Annotated in this window: 19 protein-coding genes; 16 read left to right on the forward strand and 3 right to left on the reverse strand. The window is 38.2% G+C overall.

Annotation, left to right across the window (positions count from 1 at the left end; all coding sequences use genetic code 11):
- Positions 1–33 precede the first annotated feature (33 nt).
- From ACTJKC_RS14500 to ACTJKC_RS14510, 3 genes are all read right to left on the reverse strand, one after another.
- Positions 34–1,383 (reverse strand): porin, encoded by a 1,350-nt coding sequence (locus ACTJKC_RS14500; RefSeq protein WP_440792913.1) that lies wholly within the window; start codon positions 1,381–1,383, stop codon positions 34–36.
- Between the two features lie 76 nt (positions 1,384–1,459).
- The gene (locus tag ACTJKC_RS14505) at positions 1,460–2,917 is read right to left on the reverse strand and encodes an amino acid permease (protein WP_344853078.1); all 1,458 of its coding nucleotides are present in this window, start codon (positions 2,915–2,917) and stop codon (positions 1,460–1,462) included.
- A 130-nt stretch (positions 2,918–3,047) separates the two neighbouring features.
- Positions 3,048–5,294, reverse strand: a complete 2,247-nt coding sequence (locus ACTJKC_RS14510) for a sodium-translocating pyrophosphatase (protein WP_440792915.1) — start codon at positions 5,292–5,294, stop codon at positions 3,048–3,050.
- A 287-nt stretch (positions 5,295–5,581) separates the two neighbouring features.
- On the opposite strand from ACTJKC_RS14510, the gene ACTJKC_RS14515 reads away from it, so the two are divergent.
- The 16 genes from ACTJKC_RS14515 to ACTJKC_RS14590 all read left to right on the forward strand — a co-directional run bounded on the left by ACTJKC_RS14515 (position 5,582) and on the right by ACTJKC_RS14590 (position 19,288).
- Positions 5,582–7,024, forward strand: coding sequence for an APC family permease (locus tag ACTJKC_RS14515; protein ID WP_344853080.1), 1,443 nt, complete (start codon positions 5,582–5,584; stop codon positions 7,022–7,024).
- Between the two features lie 485 nt (positions 7,025–7,509).
- The gene (gene tssD / locus ACTJKC_RS14520; RefSeq protein ID WP_440790890.1) at positions 7,510–7,905 is read left to right on the forward strand and encodes a type VI secretion system tube protein TssD; all 396 of its coding nucleotides are present in this window, start codon (positions 7,510–7,512) and stop codon (positions 7,903–7,905) included.
- Between the two features lie 119 nt (positions 7,906–8,024).
- A complete protein-coding gene (gene tssD, locus ACTJKC_RS14525) occupies positions 8,025–8,420 on the forward strand; it encodes a type VI secretion system tube protein TssD (protein WP_344853081.1) in 396 nt (131 codons plus the stop codon).
- 201 nt (positions 8,421–8,621) lie between these two features.
- Positions 8,622–9,197 carry a hypothetical protein gene (locus ACTJKC_RS14530; protein WP_440792918.1) on the forward strand — a complete coding sequence of 192 codons (576 nt, stop codon included), beginning with the start codon at positions 8,622–8,624 and terminating at the stop codon, positions 9,195–9,197.
- A 6-nt stretch (positions 9,198–9,203) separates the two neighbouring features.
- Positions 9,204–9,920 carry a hypothetical protein gene (locus tag ACTJKC_RS14535; RefSeq protein ID WP_440792920.1) on the forward strand — a complete coding sequence of 239 codons (717 nt, stop codon included), beginning with the start codon at positions 9,204–9,206 and terminating at the stop codon, positions 9,918–9,920.
- 35 nt (positions 9,921–9,955) lie between these two features.
- Complete coding sequence (locus ACTJKC_RS14540; protein ID WP_440792921.1) at positions 9,956–11,761, forward strand: type VI secretion system Vgr family protein; 1,806 nt, start codon at positions 9,956–9,958, stop codon at positions 11,759–11,761.
- A 2-nt stretch (positions 11,762–11,763) separates the two neighbouring features.
- On the forward strand, positions 11,764–12,699 hold the full coding sequence (locus ACTJKC_RS14545; protein WP_440792923.1) for a hypothetical protein: 936 nt from the start codon (positions 11,764–11,766) through the stop codon (positions 12,697–12,699).
- 103 nt (positions 12,700–12,802) lie between these two features.
- Positions 12,803–13,351, forward strand: coding sequence for a hypothetical protein (locus tag ACTJKC_RS14550; RefSeq protein WP_440792925.1), 549 nt, complete (start codon positions 12,803–12,805; stop codon positions 13,349–13,351).
- Positions 13,348–14,646 carry a hypothetical protein gene (locus tag ACTJKC_RS14555; RefSeq protein ID WP_440792927.1) on the forward strand — a complete coding sequence of 433 codons (1,299 nt, stop codon included), beginning with the start codon at positions 13,348–13,350 and terminating at the stop codon, positions 14,644–14,646. The genes ACTJKC_RS14550 and ACTJKC_RS14555 overlap by 4 nt, the downstream gene beginning before the upstream one ends.
- Positions 14,647–14,782: 136 nt before the next feature.
- Positions 14,783–15,286 (forward strand): hypothetical protein, encoded by a 504-nt coding sequence (locus ACTJKC_RS14560; RefSeq protein ID WP_440792929.1) that lies wholly within the window; start codon positions 14,783–14,785, stop codon positions 15,284–15,286.
- Between the two features lie 576 nt (positions 15,287–15,862).
- Entirely contained in the window at positions 15,863–16,387 is a 525-nt protein-coding gene (locus tag ACTJKC_RS14565) for a hypothetical protein (protein WP_440792931.1), read from the forward strand.
- 4 nt (positions 16,388–16,391) lie between these two features.
- Positions 16,392–17,021, forward strand: a complete 630-nt coding sequence (locus tag ACTJKC_RS14570; RefSeq protein WP_440792933.1) for a hypothetical protein — start codon at positions 16,392–16,394, stop codon at positions 17,019–17,021.
- Between the two features lie 133 nt (positions 17,022–17,154).
- Positions 17,155–17,637, forward strand: a complete 483-nt coding sequence (locus ACTJKC_RS14575) for a hypothetical protein (protein ID WP_440792935.1) — start codon at positions 17,155–17,157, stop codon at positions 17,635–17,637.
- The gene (locus ACTJKC_RS14580; RefSeq protein ID WP_440792937.1) at positions 17,630–17,866 is read left to right on the forward strand and encodes a hypothetical protein; all 237 of its coding nucleotides are present in this window, start codon (positions 17,630–17,632) and stop codon (positions 17,864–17,866) included. Before ACTJKC_RS14575 ends, ACTJKC_RS14580 begins: the two co-directional genes overlap by 8 nt.
- Before the next feature lie 69 nt (positions 17,867–17,935).
- Positions 17,936–18,241 carry a hypothetical protein gene (locus ACTJKC_RS14585; protein WP_440792939.1) on the forward strand — a complete coding sequence of 102 codons (306 nt, stop codon included), beginning with the start codon at positions 17,936–17,938 and terminating at the stop codon, positions 18,239–18,241.
- Between the two features lie 102 nt (positions 18,242–18,343).
- On the forward strand, positions 18,344–19,288 hold the full coding sequence (locus tag ACTJKC_RS14590; protein WP_440792941.1) for a TIGR01212 family radical SAM protein: 945 nt from the start codon (positions 18,344–18,346) through the stop codon (positions 19,286–19,288).
- The last annotated feature ends 75 nt before the right edge of the window (positions 19,289–19,363 follow it).

Here is a 19,363-nt window from a genome sequence, read left to right on the forward strand (position 1 = left end):
TTTGTATCAAATCCTCAATTGTAAAATTATTTATTAGAAATAGAATTGTGTTCTTAAAGTGAGCACATTATCTTTCCGGTCAGCCGTATAATCCTGAATCTGGGTAGCCTCATTTCTGATAATATCGTAATACAGTACGGCTTTAAAATGTGTATTAAAGTGATGTAAAAAACCAAAGCCAAAAGTATCAAAACGTACATCGGCGGGAGAAAGTCCTTTAGCGCTGCTAATATCCATTCCCTTCACTTTCGAATTTGGATCGTACCAGTCGTATTTTAAAATAATCTGGTTATCGGTACTGTTCAGGGTTTGTACAAAGGTGAGGTAGGCACCGTTAAATGTTCGGGTATAATAAGGAAGGGCGATCGATTTATTATCAACAGGATAAGAACCCGGCGTGGTAGAATTGGTGGAGGTACCCGTTTGCAGGCCAGAAACTACCTCTGCCCGAAGTTCAGATTTCCAGCTTTTGGTTTTGGTAGCCAGCTGAATATCGGCACCATAATACCTGCGTGGAGCAACTTTATTAATGGTGGCGGCCGACGAATCTTTAACCATGTTCCATTGATTGTTAATTTTGTCCATTTTATAACTTACAGGCAAACGATGATTTAAACCACCCTGTAAGGTGCTGATGCCGCCCGCAATGGTAAAATTATTAAAAGCATAGGTTTTGTGGCTTAGTCTGAAGATGAAATCCTTGCTGTTATCAAATTCTGCAGGACCAGCCAGACCCTGACCGTTGTAAATACCAAAATCCAGCACAATGTTTTTAAGTGTGGCATCTTTCCAGCGGGGATTTAAGGTAAAGGTAACCCCCAGGTCGCGCTCAGTTTTCATTAAAATCTGCGACATCCGGCCACGTTCCGGTGCCTCACGAACCGAAGATGATAACTGAAGTTCATTTCCGAACGGCCGGCCGGAAAGCCCTAGAGTAACCGCTAAAATCTTCCATTTGTTTTCATAATAACGTCCCCAGAAATCTCTCACCGCAACGCCTTGTTCTGTACCGTCGAACTGCAGTACAAAATAGGTTGATGGAGCACCATCGTCTGTTAACAGCATATAATCGGCCCTTAATCGGCCTCTTCTTAACCTAAACCGGTTGTTGGTAAATTCGCCAAAATTTCCGCCCTGGTATTCTGCCTGCGTACCATTTGATTGCGCCATTTGAAACTGTGGCTGTAAATATCCGCTAAACGATAATGAACCATATTTTTTGGAAATAATGAGTAAATGGTTAACCGTTGTAGAGTCCATTACATCATTAATTGTTCTTTGCGCATAACTTATTGAAGAAAACAGCAGGAAAAAGGCAATGATCAGAAAATTTACCTTTTTATATCCGGTAGAATGGCGGTTCATGTTATCGATTTTTTGCAAAGGTAGTTTTATTAACAATTATTTAACACAAAAAAAGCCCCAACTTGCGTTGAGGCTTCAAAAATATTTAAATTGCTTACAATTCTGGTTTAGGAGGATCTACTGGTTTTACCACTCTGCCACTGTTTCCAAGAACCGAGTTCTTTTTGCCATAGAAGAAGTAAATAGCCACACCCAGGGCCATCCAGATGGCTAACCTGATCCAGGCTTCAATTGGAAGTGAAGACATTAAGTACACACAAACAATGATACCCATAATTGGCACAAATGGCACAAATGGTGTTTTGAAAGGACGAGGCCTGTCAGGATCTGTTTTGCGTAATAACATTACACCAATACATACCAGTGAGAATGCGAATAATGTACCGATAGAAACCATGTGGCCTAAGTCGGTTACAGGAACAAAGCCAGCAAAAATGCTTACAAAAAGCATAAAGAAGATATTGGTTTTGAAAGGTGTTCTGTATTTAGAATGGATGTTGCTGAAGAATTTTGGTAACAATCCGTCTTTAGACATGGTATAGAATACCCTCGATTGTCCCATTAGCATCACCAGTATTACTGAAGTGTAACCCGCTAAAATGGCAATAATTAAACCCATTTGCAACCAGCCGTATCCGGTAACTTTAAAAGCGGTAGCTGCAGGAGAAGCATCACCTTTAAAAACAGTGTAAGGTACTAAACCTGTCATTACGTGAGCAAAAAGCACATATAATATCGTACAAACTACCAGAGAGCCCAATATACCGATTGGCATACCTTTTTGTGGATTTTTTGCTTCCTGAGCTGCAGTAGAAACGGCGTCGAAACCGATAAATGCAAAGAAAACCAATGCTGCGCCCGCTGCAATACCCGAAATACCAAATTCTCCTTTAACACCTGTATTTGCAGGGATATAAGGCGTGTGATTAGCCGGATTAATAAATTTCCATCCCAATGCAATGAAAATAATTACTACAGCCACTTTTACAATTACTAAAATGTTGTTAAGGCTTGCAGATTCTTTTGTACCGCGGATTAACATCAATGAAAGTAGAGAAACTATCACCACAGCCGGTAAATTGATTCCGCCACCATCTACTTCTGCAAATGATTTGGTTAAGTAGAGTGGCATTTCGAGGCCAAACTCATGCAATAATTTATTAAAATATCCAGACCATGAAACGCCAACGGTTGCGGCCCCTAAAGCGTATTCCAAAACCAGATCCCAACCGATTACCCATGCCATGAACTCACCCATGGTTGCATAAGAATAGGTATAGGCACTTCCTGCAACAGGAATCATTGATGCAAATTCTGCATAACACAATCCTGCAAAAGCACAGCCTACAGCCGCCAGTACAAATGATAAAGTTACAGCAGGTCCAGCGTGATCAGCTGCAGCAATACCGGTTAAAGAGAATAAGCCTGCACCAATAATAGCTCCAATGCCCAATGCAACAAGGCTTGTACTACTCAGTGTCCGTTTCAGCGTGCCTTCACCGCTTTCAGCAGATTCTGCTATAAGCACATCAATAGGCTTTTTTAGATTCATAAGTTGTTTAGTCTTTTATGTTTGTTGATTTTATGATAATAAGCGGTAAACCTAAATAAAAATTACCAAAAAGAAAAAGGGATTCTGTTAAAATCCCCCTTTCAGTTGTATTATATCTGCGATTTTACAACTAACGACTTAAAGTATCGGTTGTATTGATTAAAGTATCGGTTTTTATGCTGCCCGAAGCATCGGTTTTTTGTTCAATTCTGATTTCTTTCCTAACTTCTTGTTTGTGTTCGCCCGCAATTGCCTTAACTGCGATGTATGGAGCAATAACCAGTGAAACAATAGACATTAATTTAATCAAAATGTTCATTGAAGGGCCGGAAGTATCTTTAAAAGGATCACCAACCGTATCGCCGGTTACAGAAGCCTTGTGTGGTTCTGATTTTTTATAGTGCATTTCGCCATTGATCATTACACCTTGCTCAAAAGATTTTTTGGCATTATCCCAGGCACCGCCCGCATTGCTTTGGAAAATCCCCATCAACACGCCGGTTACGGTTACTCCGGCCAATAAACCACCTAAAACCTCAGGGCCAAAGATAAAGCCTACAATAATTGGCGTAATTAAGGCAATGGCTCCCGGCATCATCATTTCACGGATGGATGCTTTGGTAGAAATGGCCACACATTTTTCGTATTCCGGTTTGGCCTTATATTCCATTATTCCCGGAATTTCCCTAAACTGGCGGCGAACTTCCTGTACCATGTCCATAGCAGCTTTACCAACCGCCTGGATACATAAAGCAGAGAAAATAAATGGAATCATTCCACCCACAAATAAGCCTGCAAGCACAGGGGCCTTATAGATATCAATAGCTGTAATGCCTGCAATTCCTACGAAGGCAGCAAATAAAGCCAGCGAAGTTAATGCAGCAGATGCAATGGCAAAACCTTTACCTGTAGCAGCAGTTGTATTCCCAACCGCATCTAAATTATCGGTACGTTCGCGAACTTCTGGTGGCAACTGGCTCATTTCTGCAATACCGCCTGCGTTATCGGCAATTGGTCCAAAGGCATCAATTGCCAATTGCATCGCTGTGGTGGCCATCATACCCGCTGCGGCAATAGCCACACCATATAAACCTGCAAAGTGGTAAGAGGCCATAATCCCTCCGGCCAGAACCAAAATCGGGATCACTGTCGATTTCATACCCACTGCCAAACCTGCAATAATATTGGTGGCGTGCCCGGTTGAGGATTGCTGAATAATAGAATTTACCGGTCCTTTACCCATTGCAGTAAAATATTCGGTAACAATACTCATCATGGTCCCCACCACTAAACCCACAATAATGGCATAAAATACATTTATACTGGAGAACTCATAACCGCGAAGATTAAGTGTTTCCGGTAACATCCATTTCACAATAAAAAATGAAGCTACCGCTGTGATCACAATTGACGACCAGTTGCCCAGGTTCAATGCATTCTGCACGCTCGATTTTTCATCCTTGATGGTAACGAACCAGGTTCCGATAATCGAAAATATAATCCCCAATCCACAAATCACCATTGGAAGAAGGATAGGCGACATGCCTCCGAATTTATCTGTTACAGTAATTTCTTGTCCTAAAACCATCGTAGCTAATATGGTTGCCACATACGAACCGAATAAATCGGCGCCCATACCGGCCACATCACCTACGTTATCGCCAACATTATCGGCAATAGTTGCAGGGTTACGTACATCATCTTCGGGGATACCGGCTTCTACTTTACCTACTAAATCGGCACCAACATCAGCAGCTTTAGTATAAATACCACCGCCAACACGTGCAAAAAGTGCGATTGATTCGGCTCCCAGAGAAAATCCGGTTAAAACCTCAATAGCAGTTCTCATTTCTACACTATTGGCATTAGTTACGTGGAAAAGCTGTAAAAACACAATAAATAATCCACCTAAACCTAAAACAGCCAATCCGGCCACGCCTAAGCCCATTACCGTACCTCCGGTAAATGAAACTTTTAAGGCTTGTTTTAAGCTGGTTCTGGCTGCCTGTGTGGTTCTTACATTGGCTTTAGTAGCCGATTTCATACCGATATAACCCGCAGTTGCAGAAAATACCGCTCCGATAATAAAGGATAAGGAAATAATCCAGCTTGAATGCATCGGAATGCCTTTAATTTCGGTAATTGTTCCCGAATAAGCCAATAACGCTGCTGTAAAAACAGCAAAAATGCTCAATACCCTCCATTCGGCTTTTAAAAAGGCCATAGCACCATCGGCAATATAGCCGGCAAGCTCCTGCATGTTTTTATCGCCTGCATCCTGCTTATTTACCCAGGCGCTTTTAATTAGCATAACTATAATCCCGACAAGGCCCAAAGCCGGGATACAGTAAATTAAATTGTTTTGTAAAAAATCCATAGTTAATAATTGGTTTTATATTTGGTTAGTTGTTTATTGGTTCAATAGTCATTGGTCATTTGGTTAACTGGTTAATTGTTTAAATCGGTTAATCGGCGCTGGTTGCCAAATGCCCGGCGCTAAGCTCATCACTCCAAACTCTTCGCTAGCAACGCTCTAGCAAGATAACAAAATATTCTTGTGGTTAAAATTTTACAAGGTGTATGAATAAAATTTTGTCATCGTAAAATAATATCCTACAATTTCTTTTTTTTAAATAAATTAGCCCCAAACTAAACAGAACTAAAATGAAAATTCAAAAAGAAGGAGAACCTTCTAAAAGAAAATTAAGCCTTTTCGATGCTACAATGCTGGTAATGGGCTCAATGATTGGTAGCGGTATTTTTATCGTAAGTGCCGATATCATGAGAAATTTAGGTTCTGGTTACTGGTTGATTGTGGTTTGGGTAATCACTGGCGTAATGACAGTTGCTGCCGCAATCTCTTATGGAGAACTTTCTTCTATGTTTCCTAAAGCGGGTGGGCAATATACTTACCTGAAAGAAATTTTCGGCAAAATGATGGGGTTCCTGTATGGTTGGGGGCTGTTTACAGTGATTCAAACAGGTACTATTGCTGCTGTTGCCGTTGCTTTTGGTAAATTTACAGCCTATTTAATACCTGCCTTAAACGATGCCGCGCCGATTTTTCAAAGTGGCGGTTATAAAATTACCTGGATCCAGATTTTAGCCATTGGTGTTATTCTGCTGCTTACCTATATCAATACAAAAGGTGTTGAAAGTGGTAAAATACTGCAGAATATTTTTACAGGATCTAAAATTGTTGCTCTAATTGGCTTAATCATTTTAGGCTTTCTGCTGGTGAAAAACAATTTTTGGAACGATAATATGGGGCTGGGGTGGAAAGCTTTCAATAACCTCAAAACAGATTTTAGTGGAAATTTCCTGAAATCAGGCTGGGAATCTATCTCCGGAGTAACAATTATGGGTGGCATTGCAGCTGCAATGGTAGGTTCGGTATTTTCGAGTGTAGCCTGGGAAAACGTAACTTTTGTTTCAGGAGAAATCGAAAATCCCAGGAAAAATGTAGTGCGTTCCATGGTTTTGGGCACCACCGCAGTAATGATTCTGTATTTATTGGTCAATTTTGTATATCTCAATACCTTAAACCGGGATAGTATTGCTTTTGCATTAAATGATCGGGTAGCTGTTGTAGCTTCAGAGCAGATTTTTGGAAGCGGGATTGGTACCATTGTAATTGCTGTACTGGTGATGATTTCTACCTTTGGTTGTGTTAACGGGATTGTATTGGCCGGTGCCAGGGTTTTTCAGAGTATGGCAGAAGACGGCATGTTTTTTAAAGCAGCCCTTAAAAACAATAAAAACGGAGTGCCGGAAAAATCACTTTGGATGCAGGGCATCTGGGCTTCTGCTCTATGTTTAAGCGGACAGTATGGTAACCTATTAGATATGATCTCTTTTGTTATTGTACTCTTTTATATGATTACCGTTTTTGGCGTTATTTATTTAAGGATAAAACAGCCTGGTTTGGAAAGACCTTACAAAACATGGTTATATCCGATAACACCGGTTATTTACTTATTAATTGGTGCAGCGTTTTGCATTCTGTTATTAATATACAAGCAACAATATACCTGGCCGGGGCTGGTTATTGTTTTACTGGGGCTTCCTGTTTATTTTTTCATCAATAAAAAAGAGCAGCAGCCTTAGGTTACTTTAGTTTAATATTAAACCTCGCAAGTTTCTAAATCTGCGAGGTTTTTTTATGCCAGAATAATTTAAAATTTTTTTGAAAAGCAAGGTTCGGTTTTAATCGGTTCCGAAAGCCCCGTTATCCGCTTTACTCACCCGATAGAAAAAATCGGGATCGTGCCCGCTGCTACCGGGTTTAGCGTACACCGGCGGGTGCTGAAATTGGGTGAATACAACGTATTAAACGTATCATTTTTTAGTCATAATCTTTCAAAGTTGTAGCTGTTTAATTTTGCAGCCTAAAAAATTATTAACAATATATTAAACCTATAAAGTTAGTTTTAATGTGTCCTGAGCCAATTATCAACCAATTTTTTTCTTTTTCCACCAACGTTACTACTTGTTAATGAATAGTATATCGCATAATTGGCTTAATATTTGGTTTGATAACGGCGGTAGCTAGCCTGCCTTAACCAAATTTATAACCTTTAAATTTTAAAACTATGGCTTTCAAAGCTAGATTAAACTTTTCAGGCAAGGAGTACGATGTACTTCATTGTGCCTATGCATTAAACCGTGATGTAGATGCTAAAGGAAGACCCTCTTCCGGAGTTTACGGCGGTACCATCGACATTGAGATCGAATCAACCGAAGACACCTCAATCATCGAGGCGATGGTAAACAACCAGTACAAACCCATTACAGGAACCCTGCTGATTAAAAAATCGGAGGAAGATGCCAAAATGAAAGAAGTTAACTTCGAAGACGGCTACATTGTTAAATATTCCGAAGGAATTAACATTGTTGGCGATCACCCGATGACGCTCAAATTTCAGATTTCAGCGCGCAAGCTTAAATTAGGTAGCGCCGAGCACATTAACGATTGGCCAAAAGCCTAAAGAGGGGTTTAAGGCATAAGGTTTAGGGTACGAGGCAATAGAACGCCTTACGCCAACCCCCATACGCTTATCGCCAACCACTCACCGCAATTCATCTTCCACATTAAAACATTACTACAATGGCATTCAAAACCCGTTTAAACTTAGGATCAAAAGAATTTGATGTACTACAATGCAGCTTTTCATTAAACAGAGATGTTGACGCAAAAGGCCGTCCATCGTCAGGTGTTTATGGTGGTACCATCCACATCGAAATCGAATCAACTGAAGATACTTCAGTAATCGAATCAATGGTTAATAACCAGTACAAGCCGCTTTCCGGAACAATTGTTTTCAAAAAAGGCGAAGAAGATTCAAAAATGAAAGAACTGTCTTTCGAAGATGGTTACATCATCCAGTATAACGAGGGTATTGCGGTAAACGACAATACACCAATGACTTTAAGTTTCGTAGTATCGGCCCGTAAGCTAAAGCTGGGCAATGCAGAACACGAAAACGACTGGCCAAAAGCTTAATCATTATTTAACAGACGAACGTTAGATGAGTTCTAAACGTTCGTCTGTTAAGTCTCAAATCTCCCGTAAAGTATAAATTAATGTTCCTTTTTACTCAAAAAGGCAATTGATTTGAGTCATGATACAACTTACCAGCATGTTGCCAGGTAAGTTGGCGTATTAAATGGTAAGAAAGATGTTTTTAGGTTATTTTTATTGTACATGGAAAAGATGCGTTTACCTTCTTGTTTTAAGCTGTTGCCTGCTATTACTGGTGCGTTAATATTGATCTGTTGTTTAAGCTGTAATGAAGACCGTACAAAAAATAAAAATGTCCGCCTGACAGATAAAAAGAGTGAAAGTACTACCCGGTTATTCCTTAATTATACAGATTCGGTAACTAAACTCCCTTTGGCAAAGCTGAATGAGGCTGGCATAATATCATTAAACAGGAAATTTACAGGTAAACTGCCGCTGGCCATTTATAATGGTGAACAACAACATGATAATCAGAATATTATTGTACAGCCTTATCAGAATAACGGTACAGAAAGTAAGGTAAAAGCAGGAGTAATATTACTGGTGCCAAAATTCCTAACAGATTCTTTGCTTATTGGTGATTTTACCCGCCATTTTGGAAATATAGAGGAAGAAAAGCAAACGATAGGCACAACAGAGCAGCCACTACCTGTAAAGATAAACGTTGATGCCAATACTGCTATAAAATTAACTTTTAATCCTGGTAAAAAACTAGAACTCGCCCACGTGATTATGGTTGAGGTTTTAAAGTACAAATAATAATCAATGAATACGCTCGTAAAAATTAAAGAATATGATGCACATGGCGGACCTTCAAACGAAAAAATGGGAGGCGATGGTCATGCGCAAACTTCTACAACTACCGGCAGGTTTGTAATTAAAAGTATCGAAAAGCATGTAAGTTATGGTCGTTATGCCATATGGTCGGGTATAGCATGGGGAACTGAAGTAAAAATAAGCGGAAATATTGTGATGATTAAACAGCTGGGAAGCTGGAAAAAATTAACAGATGTAAATGCGCAGTGGGGAGCTTATAAAAACGATCAGAAAAAAGTTACCCAAGCTGTACTTAACTATCAGCGTAACCTTTATCCTAATTCTCCTATACCAACCAAATGGCTGTTTAACGATTTTGGACATGTTTCGGTTAAATACTTCAAAGACCTTAACAACGATCGGAAAATGAATGGAAAGGAACAGGTAATGGGCGATTTTATCCATACCACACCTCCTGATGAAGCTGCAACTGCAAGTGGAAGGATTTTCCAGCTGGCAGAATCACATGGTTGCATCCATGTACGGCCCGGCGATATCGATACCATGATCGGCAACGGCTACCTGAAAAAAGGCAATACCATAGAAGTGCATCCCTACACTAAAAAAGCCATAGATGCTTCGCACAAAAGAAATACAGCAGGTATGCCATTTGAGGTGCATTTTTATCCGGGACTTTATAAAATTGCCATTTATAAAACTATGTAGCTTAAAACGCTACGGCTACAATTAACGAATACATTATGGAAAATAAACTTCTCGTAGAAATCAGTATAGAAGATACAGCAATTGCACACTTTGCATCTTTTAATCTGCTACAGGCTTTTAACCAGCACCATTATTTCGAACTACATCTTAACCACGATCAGTTGGGTGCTCCCGGTTTGATCAATTTGGATGACAGTCGCGATTTTGTGGGCAAAACCCTAACCGCTTCTTTTGGTCATTCTTTAGAAAACCTGCAGCATTTTGCCGGACTGGTTACAAAAGTAGAACTCTCACAAAGTCATGGCTACCATGGCGTACTCATTGTAAGTGGATATAGTCCTACTATTTTAATAGACCGCGGACCAGATTTAGGGTCATATTTAGATAAAGATCTGGATACCATTGTTAAATTGGCTACAAAAGATACCCCGGCTAACGATTTGGCTATTGTAACCAATGCTTCCAGAAAAGCGGCAATCGATTATCTGATCCAATACCGTGAGAGTGATTTCGCATTCCTTAACCGCTTATCGGGCGAATATCACGAATGGTTCTACTATGATGGTAAACAGCTTAATTTCGGAAAGCCCGATAAACAAAAGGAAATAGCCCTTTTTTACGGTCGTGATGTACATAACCTGCAGTACGCCATGGAAGTTTCGCCTATAAAATATAAGCGTTTTGCCTACAATCCTAAACAGGATGAAATGCTGCATAGCGAAAGTACCGGCAAAGCAGATGGAAATCCTGATCTGGCGCATGCCATTAAGGCATCTAATACGATGTACAGCAAAACCTTTAACCAGCCATCCTTAATCAGGGTTGATAATGGCAGCGACATAAAAAGTCATGTAGAAAACGAAGAAAAAGCACATATCAGCGAATTGTTAAAGATAAATGCAGGTGGCGATAATGCCTCTCTCAGCATTGGCAGCATTGCCGAAATTACCATGAGTGTAAGAAAGGAGCTTGCTTTTGCAACCGAAAGCCTCGGTAAATTTCTGATTACCAATATCAATCATCAGATAGATGGAACAGGCAAATACAGCAATACTTTCGAAGGTTTGGTGGCTACCACTGAGCGTATTATGGTTAGGAATTACGAAAAGCCACATTCGGATATGCAGCTGGCGGATGTGATAGATAATGATGATCCTCAGGGGCAGGGCCGGATTAAAGTTAAATTTAAGTGGGAATGCCAAACCAACGACCCGACGGAGTGGCTAAGGGTAATCAGCCCGAATGCAGGTAACGGAGATACCGGAAAAAACCGGGGCTTCCATGTCATCCCCGAAAAAGGAGACCAGGTAGTAATTGCTTTCGAAGAAGGCAATGTGGCCCGGCCTGTAGTAATGGGCAGTGTTTACCATGGAAAAAGCGGCGATAGCAGCGGGTTTAAAAATAGTAATACCAAAGGCTTAACATCGAGAAAGGGAAGCTGTTTAAGTTTTGATGACCTAAACCATGCGCTGAATCTGGGTACCAATGCAGCCAATTTTGTAAAAATAGAAAATGGCCCGGGGCTGATTACAGCAGAGTCTGCTGAAACGATCGTAATTAAAACCGGTTTAAGTAGTATTACAATGAAGAAAGACGGAACGATTGATATTATTGGTAAGGTAATCAATATTCAGGGCACTCAGGTAATTAATGCCAACGCTGGCGAAAAGCCGGGTGATGCGGTAAATATTGGTAAAAATGCCACTACTGCGGTAACTATTGATACAAAAAATATCGATTCCAAAGCGAGTAATGGTATCGCCATAAACTCTCAAACAACTATTTCGCAAACTTCAACAGGCGTACAAACCATAACCGGTAGCCAGGTAGATATTAACTAATTATGAGCAGATTTAAATTTTTTGAAGACGAAGATACTAAGTCATCACCTAATAACGCTTCAAATCCTTTTGTACAGAAAAGTGAAAATGAAGAAGTAGCGAATGATATACTGGTAGAAGCGCGTTACCGTTGTGAACAATTAAATACGACAAAGGTTGAAGATAATATAAGCTTTCATTGTACGACTAAAAAACAGTATCATTTAAAGTACGAAGATAGCAACAAAGCGAAAGTAAGTTTGGAACAATTTTTATATAAAATTAATCCAGAACCATTAAAAGATGCGATTATAGCTACTGAACCATTAGAATATAGTAAAGAAAACGTAACGGTGGGCTTAAGCAAAGAAAATACAATTAATAGCATACTTAATTTTGAAAAGATAAAGCAAAAATGGAAGGATTTCAAACCTGAGCTCATGAAAACCGCTTTTTATAAATCACTGTTGCAGCATGATTTTAACGCAGCAGAGAGTTTTCTTGCTGGTGGAGATACAGAGTTTGGTTCGGAAGAAAATCTTATAAAAACTTACGAAAAATCATTCTTTTTTCATGTTCTCTTTAATGATTACGATCCATGGATAGATAGGGAGAACAAGCAAAAGCTAAAGTTTTCTTCCCAGATATTTGTTAATGTTCCGATTGAGCTGGAATTAACACACGGTGTTATTGATGAGAATAGTGAGTTTGTTGAGATTATGACCGTGGGAAAATTGACTAGAGAGGGCTTGGATGATAAAAAAATGGAGGAGCAATATAATCAGTTTTATAAACCAATGATTGAATATAATTACACTGAATATAATTATGAGTATATTATAAGGCGTGTTGTGGAAAAGAAAACAGCCTTATTGTTAAGTGCAAAGGCAAATCTAAAAGAAGAAGTGAAATATAATTATCAATGTATTACACAATTTGATTTAAAGAAAATAGATTAATTGCACATGGGGCGGGTTTGGATTTTTAAACCGTACGTTTCAGTAATTGGTATTTAAAAACATAATATTTTATCAATATAATTAAACAGTTGTCTTTGACATAATGAAACAGGAAAGTAATAAAGATTTTGAATTTAATGAAATTATTACATTAAAGCCTTTACTAATAAGCTTAATGGTATTATTGGTAGTGGTCTTTTGTATGTCTGTATATTATTTTGTATTGGGAGTGAATTTTAAACTTTCTTTTGTGATGATCACTTTTTCAATAATGATTTTAGGTGTAATGTTAATTCTTAAAGCTAATTCTTCAACAGTAAGTTTTTCCTTTACCGAAGATTCGCTTATTGTTAACATTGGAGGAAGAGCCAGCGTTTATATTAAGGAAGATATAATAGGTCTGTATAGCTTAAATTATAATCTGTCTAAATCATCCAGAATGGCATTTGAAATTCTTTTAAATAATGGTCAATCTCTGTATTTTTCTGATATACAATTTAACGATAAAAAAGAAGCATTAAAGCATGCTGCATTAAAAAGGTTTCTCAATACATTTTTGAAAGAAATAGATTTGCACGAATTTAAAGAGATAAAATCATTAAATATGAATAGAATGGGGCAATATTACTTTTATAAAAATAATGAATCATGAGTGTATCTTACATACCTAAAAATGTTTATGCTGTTTGTACCTTTCAAACAGATAGTGAGCCTAGAAAATTTATTGACACGAGGCCAGAAATTAGTGTATTCTTTAAGAAAGGTTCAAGGACATTACTTACTATAGAAGATAGGAATATCAATAAAGAATTTCCATGCAAAAGTGCAAAAAACTCGATGTGGAGTTTCCTAGCATTTGGTGCAGGATTGTTAGTTGGAGCTGCTTTGCTTGCATTGGGGCCGGTAGGTTGGCTTATCGTTGGTTTAGTGGCAGCAACTAGTATAGGCTTGGGCATCTATCATGCCACCCAAATCAATCACAAATGTTCAGGATCTTTAGGGAAAGGTAGTTGGAAGGTTGAGCATCAAACCGTAAGGTTTAATAAGCAAAATGCAATTACACAAAATTCCATGTTAGTATGTGATGCAGGGGGAATATTATCTCCAATATTTAGCGAAGCCGTTGCGAAAAAATATGCTGAAAAAATTAATTCTTTAAACAATAAAGAAATTTGGACAAACGGGATTGCGTCATTTTTTGGGGGTGCCGGTGCAGTATTGGCATTTGGTGAAGCAGTTGGTGCCTGGGGTGTAACTAAAGTAGTTTTATGGATGGGAGGGACAATGACTGCGGTAACAGTAGCATCTTATGGAGAGAAAGAAGTCATTCGTTCAACATCCCTAAGTGATAACGAACATTATCAAAGGATGAACGATGTTGACCAAAATGAAATACTGCCCGGTTATGTCAAGGATCCAACTGGCTCAACCCCTGGAGATTTAGGGAGTCCAGACGTTTTAGAGCTCGATGGTAAAACAGGCTGGTTCGCCAAAGATCCCGACGGAAAGCTGATTGTTTTTTTTAATGGCAAACAATATGTTAAAGACATTAAAGGCAATTATACAGAGCTTAAGCAAGGCTCACAGCTGGCTAGTGATTTAAAAAAAATCGAAAATGTTGATCCAAGAGAGATGTATAAAAATCCAACCGCTAAACAGATTGTAAATGATATACGGCAGGGTAAATATTCAGAAAGTTTAGTTAAATCATCAATAGATGGTAATCAGGTGGTAAGACCTAGAGATCTAAATAAGGTATTACCAGATCTTAAGTCTGTTAAACTGCAGAATATGAAAAGCCTGGGTAAGCTAGCTGTTAAAGGCGGTGGACTAATAGCATTTGTTTTCCCTTTTGTTGCGACCTGGTTTTCTGAACAGGCTAGAATGGAATTGGCAAGTGCTATGGCCGAAGATATGAACAATGGAATAAACGTAATTTCTGGATAATTAAGTTTTACCATTGATATTTAGTATGGACCGTAAAAGAATTAGCTGTTAGACTGATGAATTATTATGTGATCAATAATAATTACGTTAATTTATTCTTGATTATGTAAATTAATATATTTATCTCATTCCAATTATGGGCAAAAAACAACCTTTAAGTAACACAAAGCTAATCATATTCGGTATCTTGTTTACTGCATTCATGCTCATTGTTGGCTATAAAATTCTGTTCAATGCTAATGACGAAACAAATATTGCTTCTATCAATCAAAAATTAGAACAGGGTAAAGGGCTTAGTCAGTTTGATAAAGGACTTGAATTGTATGATCAAAAAAAATATGCTGAAGCCGGAAAATATTTTGAAGAATCAATAAATAATGGCTTTCCTGTAGCTCATGCTTTACTGGGCGAGTGTAAATTGCATCTTAACGATTTAAAAGCAGCACAATATCATTTGCTAAAGGCTTTAGCGGTAGAAAATGGGGAAAATGAACTAATCGGATATTATTCAGGAGTAGAATTCAATCTGGGAGTGGTTTATGATATGCAGAAGGATGCCAAAAATGCAATAGCACATCTGCAAAAGGCCATACAATTGGGAAATAAGGATGCGGCTGCGTATTTGTCTAAAATAAAGTAAGGTTAGTAAATATCATCTTTAAATATGGTAATTTTAAATTTAATGTTATGAACAGACAGATTGACCGACAATAGGTTCGGCAAGTGGTATTCTTTTTTCTTTATAAACGACTGGCTTTTGACAGAGTTACAAATGAAAAAGAAGTTATTTTAACAATGATGGCTTAAATAAACCTAACTATGGCACCAAATAAATCCAATACCTGTTTTTAAGGCAAGGGAGAACCTGCCAGATTCGGTTAGTAAAAATAGAGGCTATGAAGATGGTTGGAATGTTGATATTACTGAAAACCAGTTTAAATGTAATGTAGAACAATACTTAACCTACATCATGCCAAAAGAAGAATTTAAAAAGCGTTTTGAAAAAACAAATGAGTAAGCAATTTCTAGGATGGATAATTGGTGCTCCTTTACAGCTTTTTTTATATTATTCACAGCAAAGGAATATCTAGAGTTTTGTTTTTGGTAATGCTTGTTTTTGTTGTTTGGCTATGGTTTCCCTAAATACAAAAATCTTTAGACCATTTTTGGGAGGAGGCTTCTATATAAAAGGAGAAATGAATCACAGCAAAAGGTATTGGCTAGTGCTATTGACAATAGGGAAGCGTCTCTTCCTGAACGTACACTTTCAGGTGACGCCGAAGGGGCATTGAAGCAGGAGGCTGTTAACCAACCTGTGGGTATTGCTACCGGTACAACAGAAGAACTGCTAGAACTAAGAAAAGCCCAGAATAGTGCTGAAGCATTGAGCCAGCAAAGGCAAGCTGCCCATTTTGAAAGGCAGGCCGCCCAACAGGAGGCCCGTGCAGCGCGCTTGGCGCAGAATGGCGCGACCGAACAAGCAGAAATTGTATCGCGTAGGGCAGCCAGCTCGCGTTTGGCAGGCAATATTGCTACACGCGCTCAACCTAAATTTAAATGGACCAAGTGGGGAGTAGGCATAGGAGTAGGTATAGCTGGGGCTTTTGTTAATTTCTTTATTGAACGTGCCGCAAATAAAGAGGAAGATAGGCTCTTCGATGGAGTTTTGGTAGCATTTAAGAAATCTCAAGAACAAAATAAATCAAAACAGCAAGGTGTTAATATAGTTTCAATCAATTAAAGATATGAGATGGTTACAAAATATGGGTGGAGCTTTAGGCTATATTATTGGCGCCATGATAGTCTTACCTTTAATAATCTTTATTTATAACAAATATTTTATCAAAGAAAACGATCATGTAGAGCCATTTATAAAGCCTTATATAGAAAATGTTATAGAGTTGAAGTTTAAAATGCCGAACACTAGTGAGATGCCATTTGATAAAAACCCTTTTATAAGCGAACAAATTGAAACTAAGTTGGTTAGAAAAAATATGACAGGGAGCAACAGCAAGTTATCCTATTATCGTTACCAAGATATTTATTCGCCACTTTACAAAAAGCACGTTAGGATTGGAATGGTAGATTTGACCACACTTTTTTGGAATGATATCGGAGACTCTACCGTTATGCTTAAAATAAACAAAGATGATTTTAACAATCCAAAATACGGCACCAAAGAAAAACCCTTAATGTGCTTTAGTTTAAGGGGTGCAAATGGGCCATTAACAGCTATTGGAAGTGGAGTTAAGGATAGCGGTAAAGTTTATAATATAGATACTCCACCCGAACAATTTGATTATAATGTATATATGTACCTCACTTATGTAATGCCTAAAGAAGAATTTGAGGAGCGCTTCGAAAAAAAGAAATGAGTAAGCAATTTCTAGGATGGATAATTGGTGTTTTTATATTATTTCCTTTATTCGTGTTTTTATATAATAAGATTACCGTAAGGAAAAATGATGGTAAAAAATATTACAATATTTTTTTAATAGCATAGCTCCCATGAAGTTGTCGATACCTAAAGAGGATCCATACTATCTGTCAGAAGATAATGTTGGGTTTGATAGTTATCGGGCAGGAGTCAGCGCAATCGGGTTTAAAAGTCTAAATGGAAATATTATTTCGGTTAGATTTCGTGAGCCGAATATTAAAAAATACTTTATAGTAAGTGTTTATGATGTCAATGATCAATTGTATTTTCCTCTATCTGAATCGATGTATGGTAAAGAAATAGCTGCATGGGTAAATCAGGATGATTTAAAAGATCCTAGCTACGGTACTAAAGAAAAGCCTATTCCTGTTTTTAATTTTAAAGGGATAGGTGAGCCAATTAGAACGTGGGGAGGGGACAAAACTGGTTCTAAAGTAGTCTATCAAAATCTTGAGCCCACCAATGAACAATACAAACACAATGTTCTAACCTATTTAACCTACATCATGCCAAAAGACGAATTTAAAAAGCGTTTTGAAAAAACAAATGAGTAAGCAAACTTTAGGATGGATAATCGGTGTATTTGTATTGTTTCCCTTATTTGTGGTTTTGTATAATAAAATTACGGTAAGAAAGAATAATGGCGCAAAATTCTTTTCAGCATATTACAAAAAAATAATTCCCGTTCAATTAAGTGTCCCAAAATTGAGAGGCGGATATTCTGATACTTTAAATGTTGAATTTGATCATTACAGGGTTGGGGGCAAGTCCAATAGGATATAAAGGTTTAAGTGCAATATAATTGGTGTCCCGTTTTTGGATTTGAATCAACATAAATTTTATAAAATAAGAATGTATGATATTGACAACCAAAAATATCATATTCTGTCAGATGTATTGGAAGGTCAGGGAATAACTGCATGGGTAAATCAGGACGATTTAAAAGATCCTAGCTACGGTACTAAAGAAAAGCCGATTCCTGTTTTTAATTTTAAAGGAATAGGTGAGCCAATCCGAATTACTTCTGAAAGCGAGGGGTCAGTTAATGGATATGAAAGTTTAGAGCCCACCAATGAACAATATAAACACAATGTTCTAACCTATTTAACCTACATTATGCCAAAAGACGAATTTAAAAAGCGTTTTGGAAAACAATAGCCATTTCCAGCTACCGCTAATTGTTTGCCCAATCTCACATCTCATGCCTAATATCTCGCAACCCATCTTACCTCTCAAACAAAAAGCGTATTTTTGCAGCAAATGGGAACACTAGTAGATTCAGGTATAAAAGGTTATAAAAATTACGGCACGCACCTGCGCGAAAAATATAAAGGGCAGCGCGTGTTTAAAGTAATTGTAGATGGAGGTTTTACCTGCCCCAACCGCGATGGAAGCAAAGGTTATGGCGGCTGCACTTATTGCAACGTAGATTCTTTTACGCCTGAGCCTTCACGTAAAAACCCGAATATTAAAGATCAGCTCGAAGAGGGCATGCTTCGTGCCAAAACTTCTTACAAAGCCGATAAGTATATTGTGTATTTCCAGCCCAATACCAATACTTATGCCCCTACGCATTATTTAAAAATGATGTATGATGAGGCTTTATCTGTAAATACCGAAGATATTGTGGGTTTTGCTGTGGGTACCCGTCCAGATTGTATTGATGCCGAAAAAGTGGCTTTGCTGGAAAGTTATACCGATCGTTTTGACGTGGACCTGGAGATGGGGATGGAATCTATTTATGATGAAACCCTCGATCAGATTAACCGGGGCTGCAGTCATGGAGAGTTCGTGGCTGCCGTAGAACTTTTAAAAGACAGCAAACTCGATCTTTGCGTACATACCATTTTTGGCTTCCCCTGGGAAACCCGAGAGCAGATGCGTGGCTATATTCACGAAATTAACCGCTTCCCGCAGATCAAATTTGTGAAATTTCACCATTTACATGTGGTAGAAGGATCGATTATGGGGGCGAAATATAAAAAAGAACCATTTAAACTGTTTTCTTTAGAAGAATATACAGATCTGCTTTGCGAACTGATTCCCCTTTTGCGTCCGGATATTGTGATACAGCGTCTTTTTGGAATTTCCGACTGGGATTTACTAATTGCACCAAATTGGGGGCTTAATAAATCGGCAATTCAGACCTATATGGATAAAGAAATAGAAAAAAGAGGGGTGGTGCAGGGCTCTGAGTATTTTTAATGAAATATCAAATTTTAATGTGATTTTTTGAAAAACCAGTGAAATTTCACTGGTTTTTCTATTTTAAGATAGTTT

The sequence above is a fragment of the Pedobacter sp. 22226 genome, assembly GCF_052045455.1.
Classification (GTDB): domain Bacteria; phylum Bacteroidota; class Bacteroidia; order Sphingobacteriales; family Sphingobacteriaceae; genus Pedobacter; species Pedobacter jeongneungensis.